Source organism: Bacillus sp. BS3(2021), from assembly GCF_021043345.1.
Classification (GTDB): domain Bacteria; phylum Bacillota; class Bacilli; order Bacillales; family Bacillaceae; genus Bacillus; species Bacillus paralicheniformis.
The window spans coordinates 257,990-279,277 of the sequence record NZ_JAJNDM010000004.1 but is presented as its reverse complement, the minus strand read 5'-3'; the positions used below and the strand labels follow the sequence as shown (position 1 = coordinate 279,277).

The 21,288-nt window shown below is 47.5% G+C and carries 23 protein-coding genes; all 23 read right to left on the bottom strand.

Features of this window, described 5'->3' with window-relative positions; genetic code table 11:
- Window positions 1-96: 96 nt before the first annotated feature.
- Entirely contained in the window at window positions 97-1,362 is a 1,266-nt protein-coding gene (gene rseP, locus LQ247_RS11470) for an RIP metalloprotease RseP (protein WP_095323561.1), read from the bottom strand.
- Window positions 1,363-1,368: 6 nt separating this feature from the next.
- Window positions 1,369-2,520, bottom strand: coding sequence for a 1-deoxy-D-xylulose-5-phosphate reductoisomerase (gene dxr / locus LQ247_RS11465; RefSeq protein ID WP_026579731.1), 1,152 nt, complete (start codon window positions 2,518-2,520; stop codon window positions 1,369-1,371).
- 46 nt (window positions 2,521-2,566) lie between these two features.
- Window positions 2,567-3,370 (bottom strand): phosphatidate cytidylyltransferase, encoded by an 804-nt coding sequence (locus tag LQ247_RS11460; protein ID WP_020451419.1) that lies wholly within the window; start codon window positions 3,368-3,370, stop codon window positions 2,567-2,569.
- A gap of 12 nt (window positions 3,371-3,382) precedes the next feature.
- The gene (locus LQ247_RS11455) at window positions 3,383-4,165 is read right to left on the bottom strand and encodes an isoprenyl transferase (protein WP_020451418.1); all 783 of its coding nucleotides are present in this window, start codon (window positions 4,163-4,165) and stop codon (window positions 3,383-3,385) included.
- Between the two features lie 129 nt (window positions 4,166-4,294).
- A complete protein-coding gene (frr, locus tag LQ247_RS11450; RefSeq protein ID WP_154495759.1) occupies window positions 4,295-4,837 on the bottom strand; it encodes a ribosome recycling factor in 543 nt (180 codons plus the stop codon).
- Window positions 4,838-4,853: 16 nt separating this feature from the next.
- Window positions 4,854-5,576 (bottom strand): UMP kinase, encoded by a 723-nt coding sequence (pyrH, locus tag LQ247_RS11445; RefSeq protein WP_020451416.1) that lies wholly within the window; start codon window positions 5,574-5,576, stop codon window positions 4,854-4,856.
- A 149-nt stretch (window positions 5,577-5,725) separates the two neighbouring features.
- On the bottom strand, window positions 5,726-6,607 hold the full coding sequence (gene tsf, locus LQ247_RS11440) for a translation elongation factor Ts (protein ID WP_020451415.1): 882 nt from the start codon (window positions 6,605-6,607) through the stop codon (window positions 5,726-5,728).
- 100 nt (window positions 6,608-6,707) lie between these two features.
- Window positions 6,708-7,448, bottom strand: a complete 741-nt coding sequence (gene rpsB, locus LQ247_RS11435) for a 30S ribosomal protein S2 (RefSeq protein WP_020451414.1) — start codon at window positions 7,446-7,448, stop codon at window positions 6,708-6,710.
- A gap of 153 nt (window positions 7,449-7,601) precedes the next feature.
- The gene (locus LQ247_RS11430) at window positions 7,602-8,111 is read right to left on the bottom strand and encodes a DUF6115 domain-containing protein (RefSeq protein WP_023857198.1); all 510 of its coding nucleotides are present in this window, start codon (window positions 8,109-8,111) and stop codon (window positions 7,602-7,604) included.
- Window positions 8,112-8,206: 95 nt separating this feature from the next.
- Window positions 8,207-8,971, bottom strand: coding sequence for a FliA/WhiG family RNA polymerase sigma factor (locus LQ247_RS11425; protein ID WP_003181822.1), 765 nt, complete (start codon window positions 8,969-8,971; stop codon window positions 8,207-8,209).
- A 22-nt stretch (window positions 8,972-8,993) separates the two neighbouring features.
- Window positions 8,994-9,500, bottom strand: coding sequence for a chemotaxis protein CheD (locus tag LQ247_RS11420; protein WP_003181820.1), 507 nt, complete (start codon window positions 9,498-9,500; stop codon window positions 8,994-8,996).
- Window positions 9,497-10,126 (bottom strand): chemotaxis protein CheC, encoded by a 630-nt coding sequence (locus LQ247_RS11415; protein ID WP_003181818.1) that lies wholly within the window; start codon window positions 10,124-10,126, stop codon window positions 9,497-9,499. The genes LQ247_RS11420 and LQ247_RS11415 overlap by 4 nt, the downstream gene beginning before the upstream one ends.
- A gap of 10 nt (window positions 10,127-10,136) precedes the next feature.
- Entirely contained in the window at window positions 10,137-10,613 is a 477-nt protein-coding gene (locus LQ247_RS11410; protein WP_003181816.1) for a chemotaxis protein CheW, read from the bottom strand.
- A gap of 23 nt (window positions 10,614-10,636) precedes the next feature.
- Window positions 10,637-12,658 (bottom strand): chemotaxis protein CheA, encoded by a 2,022-nt coding sequence (locus LQ247_RS11405; protein WP_095290479.1) that lies wholly within the window; start codon window positions 12,656-12,658, stop codon window positions 10,637-10,639.
- 5 nt (window positions 12,659-12,663) lie between these two features.
- A complete protein-coding gene (locus LQ247_RS11400) occupies window positions 12,664-13,737 on the bottom strand; it encodes a protein-glutamate methylesterase/protein-glutamine glutaminase (RefSeq protein ID WP_020451410.1) in 1,074 nt (357 codons plus the stop codon).
- Window positions 13,734-14,621, bottom strand: a complete 888-nt coding sequence (locus LQ247_RS11395; protein ID WP_231006065.1) for a MinD/ParA family protein — start codon at window positions 14,619-14,621, stop codon at window positions 13,734-13,736. The genes LQ247_RS11400 and LQ247_RS11395 overlap by 4 nt, the downstream gene beginning before the upstream one ends.
- A 2-nt stretch (window positions 14,622-14,623) precedes the next feature.
- Window positions 14,624-15,736 (bottom strand): flagellar biosynthesis protein FlhF, encoded by a 1,113-nt coding sequence (gene flhF, locus LQ247_RS11390; RefSeq protein WP_231006064.1) that lies wholly within the window; start codon window positions 15,734-15,736, stop codon window positions 14,624-14,626.
- Window positions 15,733-17,769 (bottom strand): flagellar biosynthesis protein FlhA, encoded by a 2,037-nt coding sequence (flhA, locus tag LQ247_RS11385; protein ID WP_020451407.1) that lies wholly within the window; start codon window positions 17,767-17,769, stop codon window positions 15,733-15,735. The genes flhF and flhA overlap by 4 nt, the downstream gene beginning before the upstream one ends.
- Window positions 17,770-17,802: 33 nt before the next feature.
- Window positions 17,803-18,882 (bottom strand): flagellar biosynthesis protein FlhB, encoded by a 1,080-nt coding sequence (gene flhB, locus LQ247_RS11380; RefSeq protein WP_095290474.1) that lies wholly within the window; start codon window positions 18,880-18,882, stop codon window positions 17,803-17,805.
- The gene (gene fliR / locus LQ247_RS11375) at window positions 18,882-19,658 is read right to left on the bottom strand and encodes a flagellar biosynthetic protein FliR (RefSeq protein ID WP_020451405.1); all 777 of its coding nucleotides are present in this window, start codon (window positions 19,656-19,658) and stop codon (window positions 18,882-18,884) included. Before fliR ends, flhB begins: the two co-directional genes overlap by 1 nt.
- 7 nt (window positions 19,659-19,665) lie before the next feature.
- Window positions 19,666-19,935 carry a flagellar biosynthesis protein FliQ gene (fliQ, locus tag LQ247_RS11370; protein ID WP_020451404.1) on the bottom strand — a complete coding sequence of 90 codons (270 nt, stop codon included), beginning with the start codon at window positions 19,933-19,935 and terminating at the stop codon, window positions 19,666-19,668.
- A gap of 15 nt (window positions 19,936-19,950) precedes the next feature.
- Complete coding sequence (gene fliP / locus LQ247_RS11365; protein WP_020451403.1) at window positions 19,951-20,616, bottom strand: flagellar type III secretion system pore protein FliP; 666 nt, start codon at window positions 20,614-20,616, stop codon at window positions 19,951-19,953.
- On the bottom strand, window positions 20,609-21,283 hold the full coding sequence (gene fliZ, locus LQ247_RS11360; RefSeq protein WP_025811387.1) for a flagella biosynthesis regulatory protein FliZ: 675 nt from the start codon (window positions 21,281-21,283) through the stop codon (window positions 20,609-20,611). The genes fliP and fliZ overlap by 8 nt, the downstream gene beginning before the upstream one ends.
- Window positions 21,284-21,288 lie beyond the last annotated feature (5 nt).

Below are 21,288 nucleotides of genomic sequence, written 5' to 3'. Positions count from 1 at the left end.
CATTTGTTTCAGTTGGTTACTTTTTGAGTCGGGAACGGCGTCCCTAAAAAAGAGCCTTTTAAAAGGCTTGGCTGCACTTAAAAAAGGCAATTGGTTTTACAGAAATAAGCGCTGGATATCGTTCCATGTGACGACAAGCATTAAGAGCATCAAAAATGCGACGCCGACAAAGACGACAAACGCTTCTTTTTCTCGGTTGATCGGCTTTCCGCGGATCGCTTCAATAAACAGGAACAACAGTCTGCCGCCGTCCAGCGCAGGGATTGGCAGAAGGTTGACGATCCCGAGGTTAATGCTTAAAAATGCGGCCAGCTTCAGCAGATTGATAACGCCTGTCTTGGCCACTTGGTCTGTCATGTCATAAATGCCGACAGGACCGGCCAGCATGTCGATTGAGAATTGTCCCGTGACGAGCTTTCCGAGATTGGTCACGATGCTCTGCGCTACTGTCGCCGTTTCGGTCGCACCGTAGGAAATTGATGTCAGAATTCCTGTTTTCACCGGGTTGTAAGCGCCGAATCTGCCGACGGTTTCGTCCCCTGCCTTGACTGCTTCAGGTGTTACGTATTTCGTCACCTTGACGTTGTCGCGCATCACAACGATTTTCAGTTCTTTTTCAGGGTGTTCCCTGACCGTGTTGACAATATCCGTCCACGATCTCATGTTCTCCCCGTTGATCGTTTGAATGCGGTCTCCTTCCTGGAGTCCCGCTTCCGCCGCCCGTCCGTTGTCTATCAACTTGCCGAGCACCGGCTCGTCAGACGGCACTCCCTGCATCAGGCCGAGCATTACGAGAATGACATAAGCCAAAATAAAGTTCATGATCGGGCCGGCCGCAATCGCCTTTATACGCTGCCAAACCGTTTTTGAATGGAATTGGCGATTGTAAGGAGCGATCTGGACTTCTTCCCCGTCTACGATGAAAAAGGACGTTTCACTGACAGAAAAGGATGAGAGATGATCTTCATTGCCGTGCTCATAGCCCGTAATCCTCATCTGATGCTCCAGGTCAGCCTGCTCCACTTCGATGACCAATGCGTCAGGATACTTTTCTTTTTGGTTGATAATGATCTTTTCGACTTTGTTTTCGCTGTCGAACAACAGCCCGACCGTATAACCGGGCTTCACTTCAATCATCTCAGGATCTTCACCGGCCATTCTGACAAAGCCGCCGATCGGAAGAAGCCTGATCGTATAAACGGTCTCATTTTTCTTAAAAGAAAAGATTTTCGGACCGAAGCCGATAGCAAACTCCCGGCACAGTATTCCGGCTCTTTGAGCAAGGATGAGATGACCAAGCTCATGGAAAAATACGAGCGTTCCAAAAATAAGAATAAACGCGATCACAGTATTCACGAACATACCACCTTATGTGAGTAATGTTTGGACAAACTTTCTGGCGTCTTTGTCCACTTCACGGATCTCTTGAAGGCTCGGCTTTGCGATCACCTGATGGCGTTCCAAAGCTTTTTCAATGATGTCTTCAATCCCGAGAAAGGAAATCCTGCCTGAAAGAAATGCCGCAACGGCTTCCTCGTTGGCCGCGTTTAAAACAGTCGGCATTGTACCGCCTATTTTACCTGATTCATAAGCGAATTGTAAGCAACGGAACCTTTCAAAATCAGCTTGGGCAAAATTCAGCTGTCCGACTTCCCAGAGTTCGAGTGATTTGGCTTCATCAAACGGCAGGCGTTCCGGATAGCTGAGCGCGTATTGAATCGGCACTCTCATATCAGGTGTGCCAAGCTGGGCGATGACGCTTCGGTCGTGGAATTCCACCATTGAATGAATGATGCTTTCTTTGTGAAGGAGGACATCGATCCGGTCATAAGGCAGATCAAACAGCCAGTGCGCTTCAATGACCTCGAGCCCTTTATTCATCATTGTAGCCGAATCGATCGTGATTTTTGCACCCATCGACCAATTTGGATGATTGAGGGCTTCTTCCACTGTGACCCCTTCAAGTTCCTGCCTTGTTCTGTCCCTGAAGCTGCCGCCTGAAGCCGTGACGATCAGCCGTTTAATATGCTTCGGATTTTCCCCCTGGAGCGCCTGGAAAATCGCAGAATGCTCGCTGTCGACTGGCAAGAGCGGGACATCGTATGTTTGGGCGTGTTCTTTCACTATATGACCGGCTGTCACGAGAGTTTCCTTATTTGCAAGCGCGACTGTTTTTTTATGCTCCATCGCCTTTAAAGTCGGCAGAAGACCGACGCTGCCGACGAGAGCATTGACGACGACATCCGCTTCCGGACTAACGGCCGCTTCGATTAAAGATTCCTCCCCGATCCCTGTTTTAAAGGTGTAAGAAAAAGAATGCTGTTTTAATGCTTCATATGTATGCTCATCCCCTACAGATACATACTTCGGTTTAAATGTTTCAATGATTTCTGCCGCTTTTTCGGCGTTTTTTCCGAAAGACATGGCGGTCAGCTGAAACTTATCGTCATGCGCTTTGATCACATCAAGCGTCTGTTCTCCTATGGAGCCTGTCGCCCCCAATAGACATATGTTCTTCAAAATTGCCGCACCTCTGTTTCTTTCTAGCTATCAGTACCCTTTTCTATCATAGCCCGAACGGCTGAAAAAGAACAAGCAGGAAGTATAGAACCGGCATGACAAATAAAAAGCTGTCAAAGCGGTCCAGCATTCCGCCGTGTCCCGGAAGGATCCGGCCCGAGTCTTTCACTTTGTAGTGCCTTTTGAACGCAGACTCGGCCAAATCGCCGATCTGACCGACGATTGATAAAAGCACGGTAATGATCAGCACAAACAGATAAGCGTGCGGAAAACCTGTGGCAGCCTGATAAATCGCGGAAAAAACGACCGCTGTCAAAATCCCGCCCCAAAAGCCTTCAACCGTTTTGTTAGGGCTGATTTCAGGCCAGAGCTTCCGCTTTCCAAACGCCTTTCCGATAAAATAAGCGCCGGAATCCGTTGACCAGACGACGCCGATTGCAAAAAAGACATAGCTGAGTCCGATGTTTCTGATTTCAATAAAGTAATAAAACCCGAATCCGATATAAACTGCTGCCAGCGCCACGAATGCCGCTTCGTCAAAAGTAAACGAGTTTTTGCTGAGCACCGTGTATGCCAAAAGCAAAAGGACGGCCAAAAAGACGACCTCCCCTTTGGTTATGCCCAGCCCCGCGTCTTCCGCATATTGGCTTGGATACAGCAAAACCGCCAAAAGCAGCAGGCTGATGATACCCGGAGCGCTGATAAGCTTCAGGCCTTTCATTCTTAAAAGTTCAAATAGAGCGAGTATACCTATTGCATAAACTAGCAGGGTGAACGGCAGCTTGCCGAAAATCACGAGCGGCAGAAAAACCGCTGCCGCGATCACACCCGTCAATATTCTCTGTTTCATCTGCACCATCCTCTAAATTCCGCCAAACCTTCTCCCGCGACGCTGATATTCTCCGATAGCCTGAAGCAAGTGAACGTCTTTAAAATCAGGCCACAATACATCGGTAAATAAAAATTCGCTGTAGGCAAGCTGCCAAAGCATGAAGTTGCTCAGCCTGATCTCGCCGCTTGTGCGAATCAGCAAATCAGGGTCCTGCAAAGCTTCTGTCATTAAATAATCGGAAAATAGCTTTTCGTCGATTTCCTCGGTATTCAATGTGCCTTTTTTCGCTTCTTCGGCAATTCTCTTTGCGGCTCTGACGATTTCTGCACGTCCCCCGTAATTCAATGCAAAATTAAGAATAAGTCCGTCATTGTTCTCCGTATCACGGATTGCTTTTTCAACCGCGCGGATCGTGTGGGGCGGCAGTCCTTCCCTATCGCCTGTCAAGCGGACCCGGACATTTTCTTCGACCAGCTCCGGGAGATACGTTCCCAGGAACTCTTCAGGCAGCTTCATCAGAAAGTCAACCTCAAACTTAGGACGCTTCCAATTTTCCGTCGAAAAGGCATACAGCGTCAACGCTTTGACACCGAGCTCATTGGCAAGCTTTGTCGTCTGTCTGACTACCTTCATGCCTTCGTGATGACCCGCGATGCGGGGCATCGCCCGTTTCTTTGCCCAACGGCCGTTTCCGTCCATAATAATGGCGATATGTTCAGGAATTTCTCCTTTTAAAATATTTTCTTTTGTGTAACATTCCATGTTGGAAGCAGCTGAATGCTGATTCTTCCAATTTTTGAGTATATTGAGCATGAGAGTCCTCCATCACCCAAAAGGTTGCTTTCCTGTTATATCGTTCTTGATAACAACAGTATTAACAAAAAAACCCCCTGTAAACATGAGAGGGTCTTTTCACTATTATCTATTGTACAGAGTTTTTCATTAAACTTCCATGATTTCTTTCTCTTTATCTTTTGTGATCTCATCAATTTTTGACACATATTCATCTGTCAGCTTTTGTACGTCTTCCGTTGAAGAGCGCAATTCATCCTCAGTCATTTCACCATTTTTCTCTAGTTTTTTCAGATCGTCATTGGCATCGCGGCGGATGTTGCGGACCGCGACTTTAGCATCTTCCGAATATTTTTTCACGAGCTTGGCAAGCTCTTTTCTGCGCTCCTCAGTTAGAGGAGGGATCGTGATCCGGATGATGTTGCCGTCGTTTGACGGAGTTATGCCGAGGTCGGCTTTTTGAATCGCTTTTTCAATATCGCCGAGCGCTGTTTTGTCATATGGTGTGATGAGAAGCATGCGCGCTTCCGGAACCGTAATGGACGCGATCTGGTTTAAAGGCGTCTGCGCTCCGTAGTATTCAACTGTCACTTTGTCCAGCAAAGACGGATTTGCACGTCCTGCACGTACAGTCGCCAATTCGCGCTGATAAGCGCCTATCGCTTTTTCCATCCGTTCTTTTGTTTCATTCATCACTTGAGTTGACACGTTATTTCCCCCTTACGATTGTACCGATTTGTTCGCCTAAAACGGCTTTTTTAATATTTCCTTCTTCCATAATAGAAAAGACGATCAGCGGGATGTCGTTATCCATGCAAAGTGAAGAGGCGGTTGAATCCATGACGGCCAAACCGTCTTTTAACACATCGAGATAAGACAATTTTTCATATTTTACGGCTGTTTCGTCAGTTCGAGGATCGGCATTGTATACACCGTCGACATTATTTTTAGCCATTAAGATGACGTCGGCTTCGATTTCAGCCGCTCTGAGCGCTGCTGTCGTATCCGTTGAGAAGTATGGATTGCCTGTACCGGCAGCGAAGATGACGACGCGCTTCTTTTCAAGATGGCGAATCGCTTTTCTTCTTATGTATGGCTCAGCGACCTGCCGCATTTCGATGGATGTTTGAACTCTTGATTGAATGCCGAGCGTTTCAAGGCTGTCTTGCAGCGCAAGGGAATTCATGACCGTTGCAAGCATTCCCATGTAGTCCGCTGTTGCGCGGTCCATTCCGAGATCGCTGCCCGTTTTTCCGCGCCACAGGTTGCCGCCGCCGACGACGACCGCCACTTCAACATCAAGCTCGGCGATTTCTTTCACCTGTTTGGCGATAGACTGGATCACGGTCGGGTTGATGCCGTTTCCCTGTTCACCCGCAAGGGCTTCTCCGCTAAGCTTTAATACGATACGATTATACTTTGGTTTTTCCATAATAACCTCCAAGTGCATGCTTGCCGTTATTTATTATGCAAGAGAAAAAAAGGTTTGTAAACTGTTTTAAAAATAGGGACACAAATTGTGTCCCCTATTTTCTTTGAAAAGATCCTGCCGTGTGTTTTAAGGCAAGCGGCTTTTCAATCTTATTTTTTCACTTGGTTCATAACTTCTTCAGCAAAGTTTTCTTGGCGTTTTTCGATACCTTCTCCAACTTCGTAGCGGACGAATGTTTCAACTGTTGCATTTTTCGCAGCAACGACCTGTTTCACTTTTTCATCCGGGTTTTTAACGAATGCTTGATCAAGCAGGCAGATTTCTTCGAAGTATTTGTTCAGGCGGCCTTCAACCATTTTTGCGACGATGTTTTCAGGCTTTCCTTCTTGAAGCGCCTGCTGAGTCAAGATTTCGCGCTCGCGGTTCGCTTCTTCTTCTGACACTTGGTCACGGGAAATGAAGCGAGGGTTTACAGCTGCAACGTGCATCGCGATGTCTCTTGCTGTTTCTTCGTCAGTTGTGCCGTTAAGGACAGTCAATACGCCGATTTTTCCGCCCATGTGCAGGTATGCGCCGAATGCAGCGTCATCGCCTTTTGTCAGGACAGTGAAGCGGCGAAGCGTGATTTTTTCTCCGATTTTAGCAACCGCGCTTGTGATGTATTCTTCTACAGTTGAACCGTTAGCCATTTTTTGAGCCATAGCAGCTTCAACGCTTTCAGGCTTTTCAGCAAGAATGTGGTCAGCAAGGTCGTTCAAAAGCTCTTTGAAGCCTTCGTTTTTCGCAACGAAGTCCGTTTCGGAGTTCACTTCAAGAATAACGCCTGTGTTGCCGTCGGTTTTGATCAAAGTCAAACCTTCAGCCGCGATGCGGTCAGCTTTTTTGGCAGCCTTTGCGATTCCTTTTTCTCTTAGAAGATCGATCGCTTTATCCATGTTGCCGTCAGTTTCAGTTAACGCTTTCTTGCAGTCCATCATGCCTGCGCCAGTTTTTTCACGAAGCTCTTTTACCATTTGTGCAGTAATTGCCATTTTTGATTTCCTCCTTATATATCAAACAAAATATGTAAGTGTTGATCTGGTGAAAAAAAAGGTGATAAAAGGCAGACCCCCTTATCACCTTTTGACCAGGTTAAGCAGTTGTTGTTTCAGTTGTTTCTGCTTCTTTCGCTTCTGTTTCAGCTACTTCTTCACCTTGTTTTGCTTCAAGGATGGCATCTGCCATTTTAGAAGTCAGCAATTTAACAGCGCGGATGGCGTCATCGTTCGCAGGGATGACAACATCGATTTCATCAGGATCACAGTTTGTGTCAACGATTCCGATGATCGGAATGTTCAGCTTGCGCGCTTCTGCAACCGCGATGCGCTCTTTGCGAGGATCGATGATGAACAGTGCGTCAGGAAGCTCTTTCATTTCTTTGATTCCGCCGAGGAATTTTTCAAGACGCTCTAATTCTTTTTTCAATTGAACGACTTCTTTTTTAGGAAGTACGTCAAATGTGCCGTTTTCCTGCATTTTTTCGATATCTTTAAGGCGTTTGATACGCTTTTGGATCGTTTCAAAGTTTGTTAACGTACCGCCAAGCCAACGTTGGTTGACATAGTACATTCCAGAACGTTCCGCTTCTTCTTTAACAGAGTCTTGAGCTTGCTTTTTCGTACCGACGAAAAGGATTTTTCCTCCGTCAGCTGCAAGGTTTTTCGTGAAGTTGTATGCTTCTTCAACTTTTTTGACTGTTTTTTGAAGATCGATGATGTAGATTCCGTTACGCTCCGTGAAGATGTAACGCTTCATTTTTGGGTTCCAGCGGCGCGTTTGGTGGCCGAAGTGAACACCAGCTTCAAGCAATTGCTTCATAGAAATGACTGACATGTGTTATTTCCTCCTAATATAATGGTTTTTTTCCTCCGCTTAGGTCATTTTTATGCAGGACTGCACGCGAGAACCGCACAGCACCGCTTGCATAAATCGTTAAGCGTGTGTAATTAACACCAAGAAATAATATAACATAAGCTTTCTCGACAATCAAGAATCGTTTTTCAGCTTTCCGCGAAATTTTAAGAAAAGCTCGATTTCTGTTTTCCCGCTTTTCAGCTGTCTTGCGATTTCCTCCGGAGAGAGCCCCTTTTCATATAATGCGAGAGCTTCTTCTTCATATGATACGGATTCCTGCTCTTTTTGATTGAGCTCATCCTCTTCCTGCTCCACCTCATTGATCATCGCTTCGATGTGAAGCGGCAGATCGCGCGATTCGTCCGCTTCCGGAAGGGCGGGGGTTTGAGCAGGAATGTCAGGCTGTGTTTGCACTCTTTGCGGCTCTTCTTCGGCATTCGCCCGAATCTCGCGAACGAGTTTTTCATTTTCGTCTTTTAGCTCCATCAAAAAAGCGGTCAATGTATTCTCGGTTTCTTCCAAAAGCTGTTTTTGCTCTTTCTCCGCCGCCTTAAAAGCGCTGAGCCTCGCATTCAGAATGATGACGAAATAAATCAATATACCGTGGAGCGTAAAGCTCACAAGCCATAATATTGTTGACATATTTTTCACTCGCTAACCATGAAATTTAATCAAAAAAAGACTTCCCTGTCGGACGCTTAAAAAATGCTGCCGGTTTCATGCCGGCAGCTTACATGTTATTGTACCACTTTATCCAGCAGATGCTTCAGTTTCAAAAGCGCCTTGGAGTGAATCTGTGAAATGCGGGAAGTCGACAAATTCAAAACCTGTCCGATTTCCGTCAGGGTCAGCTCTTCTTTATAGAATAAGCTGATCACGAGCTGTTCTTTTTCTGAAAGCTCGTTTATTTTTTCCGCAAGCTGGGAGATCAGTTCGTCTTTGAGCATTTTTTCTTCCGGCGTGCTCGTTTTGTCGTCCCTGATCATCACCTGGACGTTCTCCCCGTCTTCATGGTCGTGAAGCTTCTCATCAATTGAAAGGAGATTCGCAAAGAAACCTTCATTGATTGTGGTCACGACGTCTTGCTCGCTCATTCCCAGCTCAGCGGCGATTTCGCTCGGCGAAACATTTCTTAAGTAGCGCTGTTCGAGCTTTTCGATCGCAGCTTCCACTTTCTTCGTTTTTTCACGGGATGTTCTCGGAAGCCAGTCTTCTTTGCGAAGGCCATCGATAATAGCGCCTCTGATTCTGAAGGAAGCGTATGTATCAAACTTCAAATCCCTTCCCGGATCAAATTTTTCAAGGGCGTCATACAAACCCAGCATGCCAAGGCTGACCAAATCGTCTTTATGAACGGACTTGGGCAAGCCGACGGCTATCCGGCCGACATGATATGTCACAAGCGGCATATAGCGGCGGATTAAATCATCGCCTGCCTGAGGATCTTTCCATTCTTTCCACCGCGACCAAAGCATCTGATCTTCATAGTTCAAGGATTGCATCTTTATCCCCCTATATTGCATATTAAATCGTCGTTACACCTTGTTTAACTGTCCGGATGACAAGTTCGGCTGACTGCGGATCGAACTCGATCGTTCTTCCGCTGTTTCCGCCTGTATCCTCGCTTACAATCGGAATGTTTAAGAGAGATAGATGTTTTTTAATCGCAAGCACATTTCTTGGCCCGACTTTCATCAAATCATTTGTCATCTTAAATTTAAACATTTCGGCTCCTCCGGCCATTTTCGCTTTCAAAGCGTATTTTCGGCATCCGGCTTCAAGCAGCATCTTGACCGTCGCTTCGACAGCTGTGTCCGCGTACTTTGCCACATTGATGTCCGGTGTCTTGGATAAGGAAGAGTCGGGAAGCATGACGTGGACGAGACCGGCCGTCTTCGCTTCCAAATCATAGAGCACGAGTCCGACGCACGAACCGAGACCCGATGTCCTGATCTTGTCGGGAGTGCGGACTATTTTCACATCGGCAATTCCCACTCTGATAATCGATGTTTCTTTTTCTAAGATTTTCATAGAGCTGCACCCAATGCATGAAAGAGCTTTTCAAAAGAATCATAGTCCGGCAGAAGGAACAAATGCGCTTTTACTTTCCGGTTGTGCTCCTCGTCAAAAATGGAGTTGTCGATCACGATAACCTGGTCTCCAACTTGGCTGAGCTCGATCAGCCCTTCGCTGATGACGGCTCCGAACATATCAAGCGTCAGTTCAGGGACGCTCGGGTACATTTGCCGGTTTGTCAAATCAGCGAGAGCGGTCAAATAAGATCCCGCCATAATATTCCCGAGTTCGTGCAGGGCGGAGGCTCCGATATCATTCGGCGTCATGCTGTCAATCTCGAATTCCGGATTGCCGACAAGCTCCCTGATCAGCTGCTCGGCCTCTGAAAAAGGCATGATCACGAACATAGAACCGGGAAAATCCCCTTCCATGCGCAAAAAGATGCTTGCGACAGGAAGGTCTGCACCGCCGAATAGGTTGACAAGCTCATCAAACGACATCAGCTTGACAAACGGCACTTCCATTTCGATTTTCCTGTTCAGCAATAGAGCCAGGGCAGAAGCGGAATGACCCGCTCCGATATTCCCGACTTCCCGCAATATATCAAGATGCTCTTCTCTAATTCCGTTAAATACGCTCATCATAGGCTCCTTATTTCTTCACATTTTCAGAAGCGGCGGCAAGGCTCGACTTCCGGTTTAAAACAGCTTCAGAGTCAATCAGATTGAGAAGTCTGGACCCTTGCTTGACGATGCCTTTAATCCATTGCCTGCCGTCTTTTCCTACCGTTTCGGGAGCCGATTCAATTTCCTCTTCCTCGACAGTGATGACATCGTTCGCCTCGTCCACCACCCAGCCGACTTCAATGTCCTGATGGGTGATGATGATGATTCTCGTTTCATCTGTAATCGTATCTCCAGGCGCTTCAATCCGCTTTCTTAAATCGATGACAGGCGTGACAACACCTCTCAAATTAATGACGCCGCAAATATACGGTTCCACTCCCGGCACCCTTGTTGGCTGCTGCCATTTTTCAATGGACATCACTTCGGATACAGAGATGGCATACTCTTTATGATTTACTTTGAACACAATCATTTTTTCACCGGTGGTAGTCTGTGTGGTCAAGAGGATCGCTCTCCTTTCGCTTTCTATTTGATAAGGGCGTTGCAGTCGATGATCAGGGCTACTTGTCCGTCTCCCAAAATCGTCGCGCCGGAAATGGCAAAGACGTTTGTTAAATAATCGCCGAGTGATTTTAGTACGACTTCCTGCTGGCCGATAAAGGAGTCGACAACAAATGCCGTCAGCTTGTCTCCTTTTTTCACGACGATGGCGTGAAGCTGATCAAGATCATCCGAAGAATCCTCAACATTAAACTGTTCTTTCAGGTAAACCACCGGTACGATATGGCCCCTGAAATCGATCACTTCGCGGTCGTGCGTCTGAAGAATATCTTTCTTATCGATGACAGCCGTTTCTATAATAGAAGAAATCGGTATCGCAAACGTTTCGTTTTCAAGTTTGACTAGCAGCACGGATATGATCGACAGTGTAAGCGGAAGCTGAATGGAGAAAAGCGAACCTTCGCCTTCGCTCGACCTGATGCTGACAGAACCGCCCAAAGATTCCAGCTTGCTTTTGACAACGTCCAAGCCGACCCCGCGTCCTGAAATATCCGAGATTTGATCTGCGGTTGAGAATCCCGGTGCAAAAATGAGTGCGTCGATTTCATGATCTTCGATCGTTTCGGCGTCACGTTCGGTAATGACGTTGCGTTCAAGCGCTTTTTCAAGCACCTTTTTGCGGTTGATGCCGGCTCCGTCATCCTCGACCTCGATAAAGACGTGGTTCCCGCTGTGATATGCTTTCAGACGGACTTGACCCGTTTCAGGCTTACCATTTTTCACCCTGACTTCAGGCGCCTCGATCCCGTGATCAAGGCTGTTTCTCAAGAGGTGGACAAGCGGGTCGCCGATCTCGTCTATTACCGTTCTGTCAAGCTCGGTTTCCGCCCCGAAAATCGACAGCTCGATCTTTTTATTTAATTCTTTTGTCAGCTGGCGGACCATGCGCGGGAAGCGGTTGAACACCGTTTCTACCGGAACCATTCTCATGTTGAGGATGATCGATTGCAGGTCGCCTGAAATTCTTGTCATCCGTTCGACGGTATCTGTTAATTCGCCGTGTTCAAGCTCTTTGGCGATCTGCTCTAAGCGCCCTCTGTCAATGACCAACTCCTCAAACAGGTTCATTAATGAATCGAGGCGGTCGATGTTGACGCGGATCGTCTTCGTTCCGCCGCCTGCTGCAGGTTTCGCCGCTTCTTTTTTGCCGTCCGGCTGCTTAGCCGGGGTTTTCTCCGCGTCTTTCGGTGCCGTTTCTTTTTCAGGCGCTGCAGGCGCGGCTTCTTCCTGTGCCGAAAAATCGTTTTTCAGCTCGGTTACTTCAATTTTTTCGATTTCAGATACGCCGTTGATTTTGTTGAAAATCTCTTCTTCCCCGTGTTTGCTTAAAAAGCACACGACGAATTCGGAATCAAAATCTTCCGACTCGAGAACTTCCGTTTCCGGAATCGTTTTGACGACTTCGCCGATTTCGTTCAGCTGTTCAAATACCATGTACACCCGAACGCCCTTCAACAGGCAGTCCTCTTTCAACGCAACATTGATTTCGTAACATTTAAAGCCTTGTTCCTCAGCTTCGGCGATGACCGTCCGCTGAAATTCGTCATAGGCCCATTTCGTTTCAGACGACGCCGCTTCAGGCGCTTCTGCCGATGCAGCCGCCTCCTTGTTTGCGCCTGTCACATCAAGCTTGGCGCAGACTTCTGAAACGTCTCTTTTGCCGTCGCCCCCTTCAATGATCGAAAGGACAATCGCTTCAAGGTCATCGAGCGCTTCAAACATGACGTCCATCCACTCTGACGTAATGGTCATTTCTTCATTTCGGATCGCGTCCAGCACGTTTTCCAGACTGTGCGTTAAATGAGCCATATCTTCATAGCCCATCGTAGCGCTCATCCCTTTCAAGGTATGAGCCGCTCTGAAAATATCATGGACAAGCTGCAGGTCTGTCGGATTTTTTTCGAGTTCGAGCAATTTTTCGTTACAGGTTTGCAAATGTTCTCTGCTTTCTTCAATAAAGACGTCTAAATATTGATTCATATCCATATGAGTCACGCCCTCTCTTTTTTCATATACGTCATAATGGCTGCGGCAATCTCATCAACATGCTTGATGTCGTTTGCAAGTCCGTTGTTAATGACCGATTTCGGCATTCCGAAAACGACGGACGACTCGGCTGCTTCGGCGATCACCGTTCCGCTTCCATGTTTCAAAAGGCCTTTTACGCCTTCTGTTCCGTCGCTTCCCATCCCCGTCATAATGACGGCGATTTTTTCAAACTCCCGAAGTGAGGCCAGGGAATGGAACAAATAGTCAACAGAAGGCTTGTGACGGCTCTCTGTGTCGCGGTCATCGAGCGTGATCACCAATTCGCCCTTTTCAAGGCCGACTGCCATGTTTTTCCCTCCGGGGGCAATGTAAACCCAGCCGTCTTTCGCTCTCTCACCGTTTTCAGCCTCCTTCACGGTTACTTCTGAGAGGTGGTTCAGCCTGTTCGCTAATGAGGCTGTAAACCCCTTTGGCATGTGCTGAACGACAAAAACAGGCGCCTTCAACGTTTTGGGAAGCTTGGGAAGCACTCTTTGCAGCGCTCTCGGCCCCCCTGTCGATGTACCGATGCAGATGAGCTGTTTTCCAGCCCGAACACGGACTGAATCGCTGCCGCTCACCGGCGGCCGCTTTGCCGTCTCGATGGCGGGTTTTGAAATCGGAACAGGCCGGCCTTTCAGTTTCACCCGCCCTGCTGTCAACACTTTCTCAATCAGCATGTCTCTTACTTTATATAAATCAATTGAAATTGAACCCGACGGCTTTGCGACGAAATCGATCGCCCCCAGCTCAAGACATTCGATCGTGATATCAGCCCCCTGCTGCGTCAGACTCGATACCATGACAACCGGAAGCGGATCGCTCGCCATGATCCTTTTCAATGTTTCTTTTCCGTTCATCACAGGCATTTCAATATCCAATGTGATCACATCCGGGCGGAGCTCCTTGATTTTTTGGAGCGCTTCCTCGCCGTTTCTTGCCGTTCCTGCTACAGCAATCTCGTGATTGGATGTTAAAAACTTGGTGATCATGTTTCTCATAAAAGCAGAGTCGTCAACGACAAGAACACGAATCATAATGTATTGCCCCTCCTCAGGAATGAAGATAATTTATCGATAAAGGACCGGTTTTCGCCTATTTCCGTTCTGCCGTTATCAAGCAGCGATTCTGCCAGCAGGTAAACCGCCCTGCTCGGCTTGGAACGCGGGTTCTTCATCAGAAACGGCTGCTGCTCCACAACGGCTCTTGGTACCAGGGGATCCTCAGGAATCGGCCCTGCATATGCAAGCTTTTGCTGTAAAAAAGCGTTTACCGTGTTGGAAAGGCGGAGAAAGGCGGAAATTCCGTCTTTTTGGGTTGTACAGCGATTGACAGCGACTTTCAGCTGAAGATCGCGTCCCGTTAATGCCAAATGCTTGATCGCGCTGTAAGCGTCCATGATCGATGTCGGCTCCGGCGTGGTGACGACCAGAATTTCATCCGCTGACAGGACGAATGGCAGCTGATCTTTCGACAGCCCTGCTCCCATATCAAATATGACATAATCGAAGCTTGTCAAAGCCCGCGTTAATTCTTTCAGAAAGAACGCCCAGTTTTCCCCGTTCAATTCGAACATCCCATCCAGTCCCGTTCCGCCCGAAATGTATTGAAGGCCACGCGGACCGGCTGACAAGGCGCGCTCAAACGGTATTTTTTGCTGAAGGAGATCCATCACGGTGCAGAGCGATTGCCGGCCGATCAAAATATCGATGTTCCCCATTCCGACATCTAGATCGATCAACAGCACGCTCTTTCCTTTTTCCAATAAGGCGAGAGCCGTATTCAGCGATATATTCGACTTCCCGACGCCTCCTTTTCCGCTCATAACAGCGAGCGTTTTCGCTTTTGGATGAGCGACAGGGGCGGGCGGTTCGGCGAAGCGCTGCCCCATCCGCCTTCGTAAGCTTTCTGCCTGATCCATGTTCAACACCCCGTAAGCAGTTTGACAAATGATGCATTTGACAAGTAGCGGATATCTTCCGGAACATTTTGTCCGTTTGTCATATAGCCGAGGCCGATTCTCGATTCGGCGAGCAGATTCATGACGCTTCCCAATGAATCGGTTTCATCCACTTTTGTGAATATCAACTGATCGATCGGAATGCTTGAGAACTGCTTAATGAGCTCCTTCATATCCTCGTACTTGCTCGTCGCGGACATGACGAGAAACGCCTGTATCTTACGCTCAAAAGGAATGATTTCCTTCAGCTCCCTGACATATTGCCCGTCTTTGAAATTCCGGCCCGCCGTATCGATGAAGACGTGGTCAAAATCGGCGAACTTTTGCTGGGCCGCTTTAAATTCTTCTTTCGTGTAGCACACCTCGAGCGGCGCATTCAGAAGCTCGGCATATGTCCTGAGCTGTTCAACCGCTGCAATCCGGTACGTATCCGTCGTGATAAAAGCGATTTTTTTCTGCTTTTCCAGCACGGAAGAAGCGGCAAGCTTTGCCAATGTCGTCGTTTTGCCGACTCCGGTCGATCCGAAGAGCACGACATATTGGGAATGAATCGCCACGTCCTGTTCCCGATTATCGGGAAGAAGATCGGCCAAAGCATCTGTTAAGTGGGCCAGCGCCTTTTTATCCGTCCATTCTTCGCCGTTTTTTAAAGAAGTGCTGATCAACCGGCCGAGCGCTTTCGTACGGATGGCCGGCGATACCCCTTGCTTTGCCAGAAGCTGGTCCGCCTTTTTCAGCGGCTCAGGCAGCACATCAACAGGCTGCTCATGATGCCGCATTTCCAGCAGTTCTTTCAGCTCTTTCACTTGGCTTGCCAAATCGAGGTGGTCCGGCTGCGGGACAGGCGAAGGGCTTTGTTCACGTAAAACTGGCTTTTGCCGCTCCGGTTTCCTCGCGTCGGAAAAGTCCTGGTCGACAACCGCAATCACTTCAACCCCGGCTTTTTTCACAAAGCCGAGAAATTTTCTCGTATGAATTTTTTTAGAATTCAAGATTACGGCGTCATTCCCGAGCTCTTGTATAATTTGCTTTGTGGCTTCCTGCATAGAACCAGCTACAAATTTTTTAATTTTCATTGAATATCCACCACTCCGATGCTTTGAACTTCTACATTGGCTTCCAGTTCGTTATAAGAAAGAACCGGCAGATCAGGGAAATAGCGCTCTAACAGCTGTTTGACATACATTCTGACAGGCGGTGAACATAAAAGGATCGGCACTTCCTGCCTTAATGAGAGCTGTTCGATTTCTCTTGCTACAGATTGAATGATATTTTCGGATAATGCAGGTTCAAGAGATAAAAAGTTGCCGTGTTCAGTCTGCTGAATTCCTTCCGCCACGGCCTTTTCGACACGGCCCGAACACGTCACCACTTTCAGCGTCTCATTTTCCTTCGCATATTGGGCGGTGATCTGCTTGGCAAGCGCCTGTCTTACATACTCGGTCAGCATATCTGAATCCGTCGTCAGCTTTCCGTAGTCGGCCAGTGTTTCAAAGATTGTCACCAAGTTCCTGATCGATACTTTTTCTTTCAGAAGTTTGGCCAGCACTTTCTGAATATCACCGACAGACAGCGGATTCGGCGAGACCTCTTCGACCAGTACAGGATAAGATTCTTTCAAGTGGTCGATCAGCTGTTTTGTTTCCTGTCTTCCGATCAGTTCATGAGCGTGCTTTTTCACCTGCTCTGTAATGTGGGTCGACACGACTGAAGCCGGATCGACAACCGTATATCCGAGCATTTCGGCCTGATCTTTCTGAGATTCCGGTATCCATTTTGCCGGGAGGCCGAAGGACGGTTCGATCGTGTCAATTCCTTCGATCTGATCGTCTTCGCCTGTCGGAGACATCGCCAAAAAGTGATCGAGGAGAAGCTCGCCTTTTGCGACTTCGTTTCCTTTAATTTTGAGCCTGTACTCGTTCGGCTGAAGAGCGATGTTATCCCTGATTCTGACGACCGGAATGACGAGACCGAGTTCAAGCGCAAGCTGACGCCTGATCATGACGATTCTGTCTAAAAGGTCGCCGCCTTGATTTGCATCTGCAAGCGGAATCAATCCGTAGCCGAATTCAAATTCGATCGGATCAATATCGAGCAGATGAACGACGCTTTCGGGACTTTTTAATTCGTCCACTTCAGCTTCTTCCTCAAGGATATCCTCCACTTTTTCCTTCTCTTCACCGGCTTTGGAGAGCGTATAGCCGCCGATGGCGAGAAGAAGAGCCAGAGGACCTGTCAGGAGAATGCCGATCGGTGTGAAAATCCCGAGCAGCAAAATCGTTCCCGCCGTCACATACAAAAGCTTTGGATAAGCAAACAGCTGGCCTGTAATATCGTGTCCGAGGTTCCCGTCCGACGCTGCTCTTGTGACGACGATACCCGTCGCCGTTGAGATCAAGAGCGCAGGCAGCTGAGATACGATCCCGTCGCCTACAGACAAGAGCGTAAAGTGTGAAGCGGCTTCCTGAATGCTCATTTGTTTTTGCAGCATGCCGATGACAATTCCGAAAAGGACGTTAATGAGGACGATGATGATCCCTGCGATCGCATCCCCTTTCACGAATTTGCTCGCACCGTCCATCGCGCCGTAGAAGTCGGCTTCACGGGCCACTTTCTCACGGCGCACTTTCGCTTCCTGTTCGGTCACCATTCCGGCGTTCAAATCGGCATCAATGCTCATCTGTTTCCCCGGCATGGCGTCGAGCGTGAATCTGGCAGCAACTTCAGAAACCCGTTCCGCCCCTTTCGTTATGACGATAAATTGGATAATGATCAAAATGATAAAGACAACGAGACCGACCAAAACGTTTCCGCCGACAACGAAAGACCCGAACGTCTCGACTACTTTTCCCGCATCTCCGTTGGACAGAATCGAACGTGTCGTCGATACATTCAGCCCGAGGCGGAACAGCGTCAAGAGGAGCAGCAAAGAAGGAAATATCGAAAATTGCAGCGGTTCTTGCATGTTCATTGTGGTGAGAAGCACGATTAACGCAAGAGAAATATTCACGATAATTAAAACGCTCAACAACCATGGTGGAAAGGGTATGATAAGCATTGCCACAATGAGGACAACGCCTGATAAAACTGATAAATCTCTTGCTGACATGCTGTTTCTCTCCTTTTAAAACTGAAAAATTCACTAGATTTTTTGCTTTGTTTTGTAAACATACGCCAGGATTTCGGCTACGGCCTTAAAGAATTCTTCCGGAACGGCCTGATCGATCTCAACCTGGTCATAAAGCGCCCTCGCCAAAGGTCTGTTCTCGACTGTCATGACATCGTGTTCTTTGGCGATCTGCCTGATTTTCAGAGCCATCAGATCGACCCCTTTTGCGATGATAAACGGCGCATCCATTTTGTTTTCGTCATATTTCAGCGCGACGGCGTAATGGGTCGGGTTTGTGATGATGACATCCGCTTTTGGCACATCCTGCATCATGCGGCGCATCGCCATTTCCTTTTGCTTCTGCTTGATCTTCGACTTAATCAGAGGATCGCCTTCGGTTTTTTTGTATTCGTCTTTAATGTCCTGTTTTGACATGCGAATATTTTTTTCATAATCAAATTTTTGATAGAGGTAATCGAGCACCGCGAGAAAAATCAGGGCGACTGCAGCGGAAACCCCCATTAAAAAGGTGAGCCAGCCGACATATGACAAAGCCTCGCCCGCGGACAGCGCCGGGATTCTGAGAATTTTGTCAAAGTTCAGCCATAGAACGGCGAATGTCACGCCGCCGACAATCACGATTTTTAAAATCGATTTAAGCAGTTCAACGATCGCTCTGATGCTGTAAATCCGCTTGAATCCTTTAAGCGGGTCAAGCTTTTTCAAATCAGGCTTGATCGCTTCAGGGGAAAATAAAAACCCGACTTGCAGATAGTTGCTCAAGACCCCGGAGACGACGGCTGTCAGCAAAAGCGGTGCCATAATGAAGCCCGATTCAAGCACAAGACTTTGAAACAGGCCGGGAATATTGGCGACTGACACCTTCATCGTGATCAAATCTTTGTAATATTTTTCGATCAGGGCGAGCAGGCGATCTCTCATAAAAGGCCCGATGAATAAAAATGATAAAAACACGATAAGAAGCGTGATCGCTGTATTGACATCTGCGCTTTTGGCAACCTGTCCTTTTTTTCTGCTTTCCCGCCGTTTTTTCGGCGTCGCTTTTTCCGTTTTTTCACCTGCGAAAAATTGCAAATCCAACGTCAGCTTCATCATGCCACCCCAAGCAAAGTTAATAGATCTCTCATTGTCCGAATGGCAAATTCGAAGACGTGCTGCATCATGCTGAACATAACGGCCATGCAGATGATGAGCATGATAAAGGTAATTGCGATTTTCAAAGGAAGCCCGACGACAAACACGTTGAGCTGCGGCACCGTTCTCGCCACAATCCCCAATGCCAGATCGACTAAAAACAAACAAGCCACAACAGGCGCAGACAATTGAAATGCTGTTATAAACATCGTGTTGAAGCTCTTTGCAATAAACTCGGCAAATCCTTCGCTTCCAAACGACAGCGCCATCTTATCGACCGGGATGTATTGATAGCTGTAATAAATCCCGTCAAGCAGGAGATGATGCGCATTCAGGCTCAGCATGAGGAGCAGCGCCAACGTATATAAAAACTGGCCGACAAGCGGGCTTTGCGCTCCTGTCTGGGGATCGATCACATTCGCCACCGCAAATCCCATTTGAAAATCGATGAATGATCCGGCGATTTGAACGGCCGAGATCATCATGTAGGCGATCAGCCCAAGCAGAAGCCCGATCAGCGCTTCCTTCATGGCCAACATCATGTAAACTCCGTCAACATCAAGCTGAGGAGGCTTTTCAATCGCCTGAAAACTGACGAGCGCAAGAAAAAATGCAAAACCTATTTTATGAACGGCAGGAATTGACCGATAAGAAAATAGAGGCACCGTTACATAGAATGCTGTGATTCTGACAAATACAAGTAAAAAGGCTGGAAATGATTCAATTATTGACATGTTAAAACTACCCTGCAAAACGGTTTAAATTAGAGAACAGCTCAGTCGCGAATGATAAAATCGTCGACAGCATCCACGGGCCGAAAATGACGAGCCCGACCAAAACGGCGACGATTTTCGGAATGAATGCAAGAGTCTGTTCCTGTATTTGGGTGGTTGCCTGAAAAACGCTGACGATCAGCCCGACGAGAAGAGCGAGCGCCAAAAGCGGCCCGCTGATAAGCAATGTAACGTATACAGCCCTTTCAGCCATCGATATAACAAATTCTGAATTCATGTATTAGCACCTACTCTAAAAGCTTTGCAGCAAAGATTTAACGATTAAATACCAGCCATCTACAAGCACAAACAGCAAAATCTTAAACGGCAGTGAAATCATGACCGGCGGAAGCATCATCATCCCCATCGACATCAAAACACTTGCCACAACCATATCGATAATCAGAAACGGTATAAATATCATAAATCCCATTTGAAACGCGGTTTTCAATTCCGAGATGACAAACGCGGGAACCATCGTTGAAAGCGGAATATCTTTAATGGATTCAGGCGTCTCCATCTTTGCGTAATTCATAAATAAAGCCAGATCCTTCTGTCTTGTATGCTTGCTCATAAAGGTTTTGATCGGGGTTTCCGCTTTTGTGTAAGCTTCATCCAAGGTGATTTTATTGTTCATTAACGGCGTTAGCGCTTCTTTATTAATCTCGGAAAAAGTCGGCCCCATAATGAAAAATGTCAGAAACAGTGCAAGTCCGATCAGCACCTGGTTTGGGGGCATTGACTGTGTTGCCAGCGATGTCCGGACAAAGGACAATACGATGACAACCCTTGTGAAACACGTCATCAGGATCAAGATCCCCGGAGCGATCGAAAATACTGTCAAAAGCAGCAAGAGCCGGACGCTGGCGCTGACGTTTGCCGCATCGCTTGAATTAAATAAATCCATAAACTCATTCATGTTGATTTTGGCCTTTCTTTCTGCCTTCTGCGCGATTTTGTTTCAGTTCCGCGAGCTGTGCTTTTAACGACTCGGAAAAAGATGCCGTGCCGCTTTGCTTTTGCACGCCTGGAACTTTGACTTGATCCATCCATTTCTGCCATTCAATCTTGCTGTTCATCGCAGCTTCATGCTGCGTGAGAATTTCTTTATATTCCTTTTCATCATCGATCTCTTTCAGCAGCTGGATATTCTCGCCGACACCGACGACCAGCACCCTGTTCCCTACTTTAATCAGCTGTACGGACTTGTTTTGCCCGAGCGAAGTTCCGCCGATGTTTTCGACATACTGGAAGGGTTTTAACAGGCGGTTGCGTTTATTCATGAATTTGACCAAAGCGTAGATCAGAAAAATGACGAACAGTAACGCGCCGATCATTTTCACAAAATCAAATATGGAAACGGAAGGAGACGGGGGTTCGGCCTCCGCCTCTTCCTTAAGAGAACTTTTTTCCTCGGTTTTGTCTTTGTCTTTTGCTTTTTCTTTCTCTTTGCCCGCACCTTTTTGCTCAAACAGATGGTCAACGGTCTGATCCCCCGATTCCTCTGCGAGAGCCGGAGCGTACGGCAGCACGAGAAAGGCAAATAGACAAAGGCCGGCTATGAAAATAAGAGGTTTCTTAAACAAGTTGT

Excerpts from the sequence above, each read along its gene's own strand:
- LQ247_RS11405 (WP_095290479.1), bottom strand. The coding sequence starts at position 12,658 with ATGGATATGAATCAATATTTAGACGTCTTTATTGAAGAAAGCAGAGAA.
- LQ247_RS11430 (WP_023857198.1), bottom strand. The coding sequence starts at position 8,111 with ATGTCAACAATATTATGGCTTGTGAGCTTTACGCTCCACGGTATATTG.
- LQ247_RS11455 (WP_020451418.1), bottom strand. The coding sequence starts at position 4,165 with ATGCTCAATATACTCAAAAATTGGAAGAATCAGCATTCAGCTGCTTCC.
- LQ247_RS11460 (WP_020451419.1), bottom strand. The coding sequence starts at position 3,370 with ATGAAACAGAGAATATTGACGGGTGTGATCGCGGCAGCGGTTTTTCTG.
- LQ247_RS11420 (WP_003181820.1), bottom strand. The coding sequence starts at position 9,500 with ATGAAAATCTTAGAAAAAGAAACATCGATTATCAGAGTGGGAATTGCC.
- fliR (WP_020451405.1), bottom strand. The coding sequence starts at position 19,658 with ATGTCAATAATTGAATCATTTCCAGCCTTTTTACTTGTATTTGTCAGA.
- LQ247_RS11395 (WP_231006065.1), bottom strand. The coding sequence starts at position 14,621 with ATGGATCAGGCAGAAAGCTTACGAAGGCGGATGGGGCAGCGCTTCGCC.
- pyrH (WP_020451416.1), bottom strand. The coding sequence starts at position 5,576 with ATGGAAAAACCAAAGTATAATCGTATCGTATTAAAGCTTAGCGGAGAA.
- fliQ (WP_020451404.1), bottom strand. The coding sequence starts at position 19,935 with ATGAATTCAGAATTTGTTATATCGATGGCTGAAAGGGCTGTATACGTT.
- LQ247_RS11415 (WP_003181818.1), bottom strand. The coding sequence starts at position 10,126 with ATGAGCGTATTTAACGGAATTAGAGAAGAGCATCTTGATATATTGCGG.
- flhF (WP_231006064.1), bottom strand. The coding sequence starts at position 15,736 with ATGAAAATTAAAAAATTTGTAGCTGGTTCTATGCAGGAAGCCACAAAG.
- frr (WP_154495759.1), bottom strand. The coding sequence starts at position 4,837 with ATGAATGAAACAAAAGAACGGATGGAAAAAGCGATAGGCGCTTATCAG.
- flhB (WP_095290474.1), bottom strand. The coding sequence starts at position 18,882 with ATGAAGCTGACGTTGGATTTGCAATTTTTCGCAGGTGAAAAAACGGAA.
- LQ247_RS11425 (WP_003181822.1), bottom strand. The coding sequence starts at position 8,971 with ATGCAATCCTTGAACTATGAAGATCAGATGCTTTGGTCGCGGTGGAAA.
- tsf (WP_020451415.1), bottom strand. The coding sequence starts at position 6,607 with ATGGCAATTACTGCACAAATGGTAAAAGAGCTTCGTGAAAAAACTGGC.
- rpsB (WP_020451414.1), bottom strand. The coding sequence starts at position 7,448 with ATGTCAGTCATTTCTATGAAGCAATTGCTTGAAGCTGGTGTTCACTTC.
- rseP (WP_095323561.1), bottom strand. The coding sequence starts at position 1,362 with ATGTTCGTGAATACTGTGATCGCGTTTATTCTTATTTTTGGAACGCTC.
- LQ247_RS11400 (WP_020451410.1), bottom strand. The coding sequence starts at position 13,737 with ATGATTCGTGTTCTTGTCGTTGACGACTCTGCTTTTATGAGAAACATG.
- fliP (WP_020451403.1), bottom strand. The coding sequence starts at position 20,616 with ATGAATGAGTTTATGGATTTATTTAATTCAAGCGATGCGGCAAACGTC.
- flhA (WP_020451407.1), bottom strand. The coding sequence starts at position 17,769 with ATGTCAGCAAGAGATTTATCAGTTTTATCAGGCGTTGTCCTCATTGTG.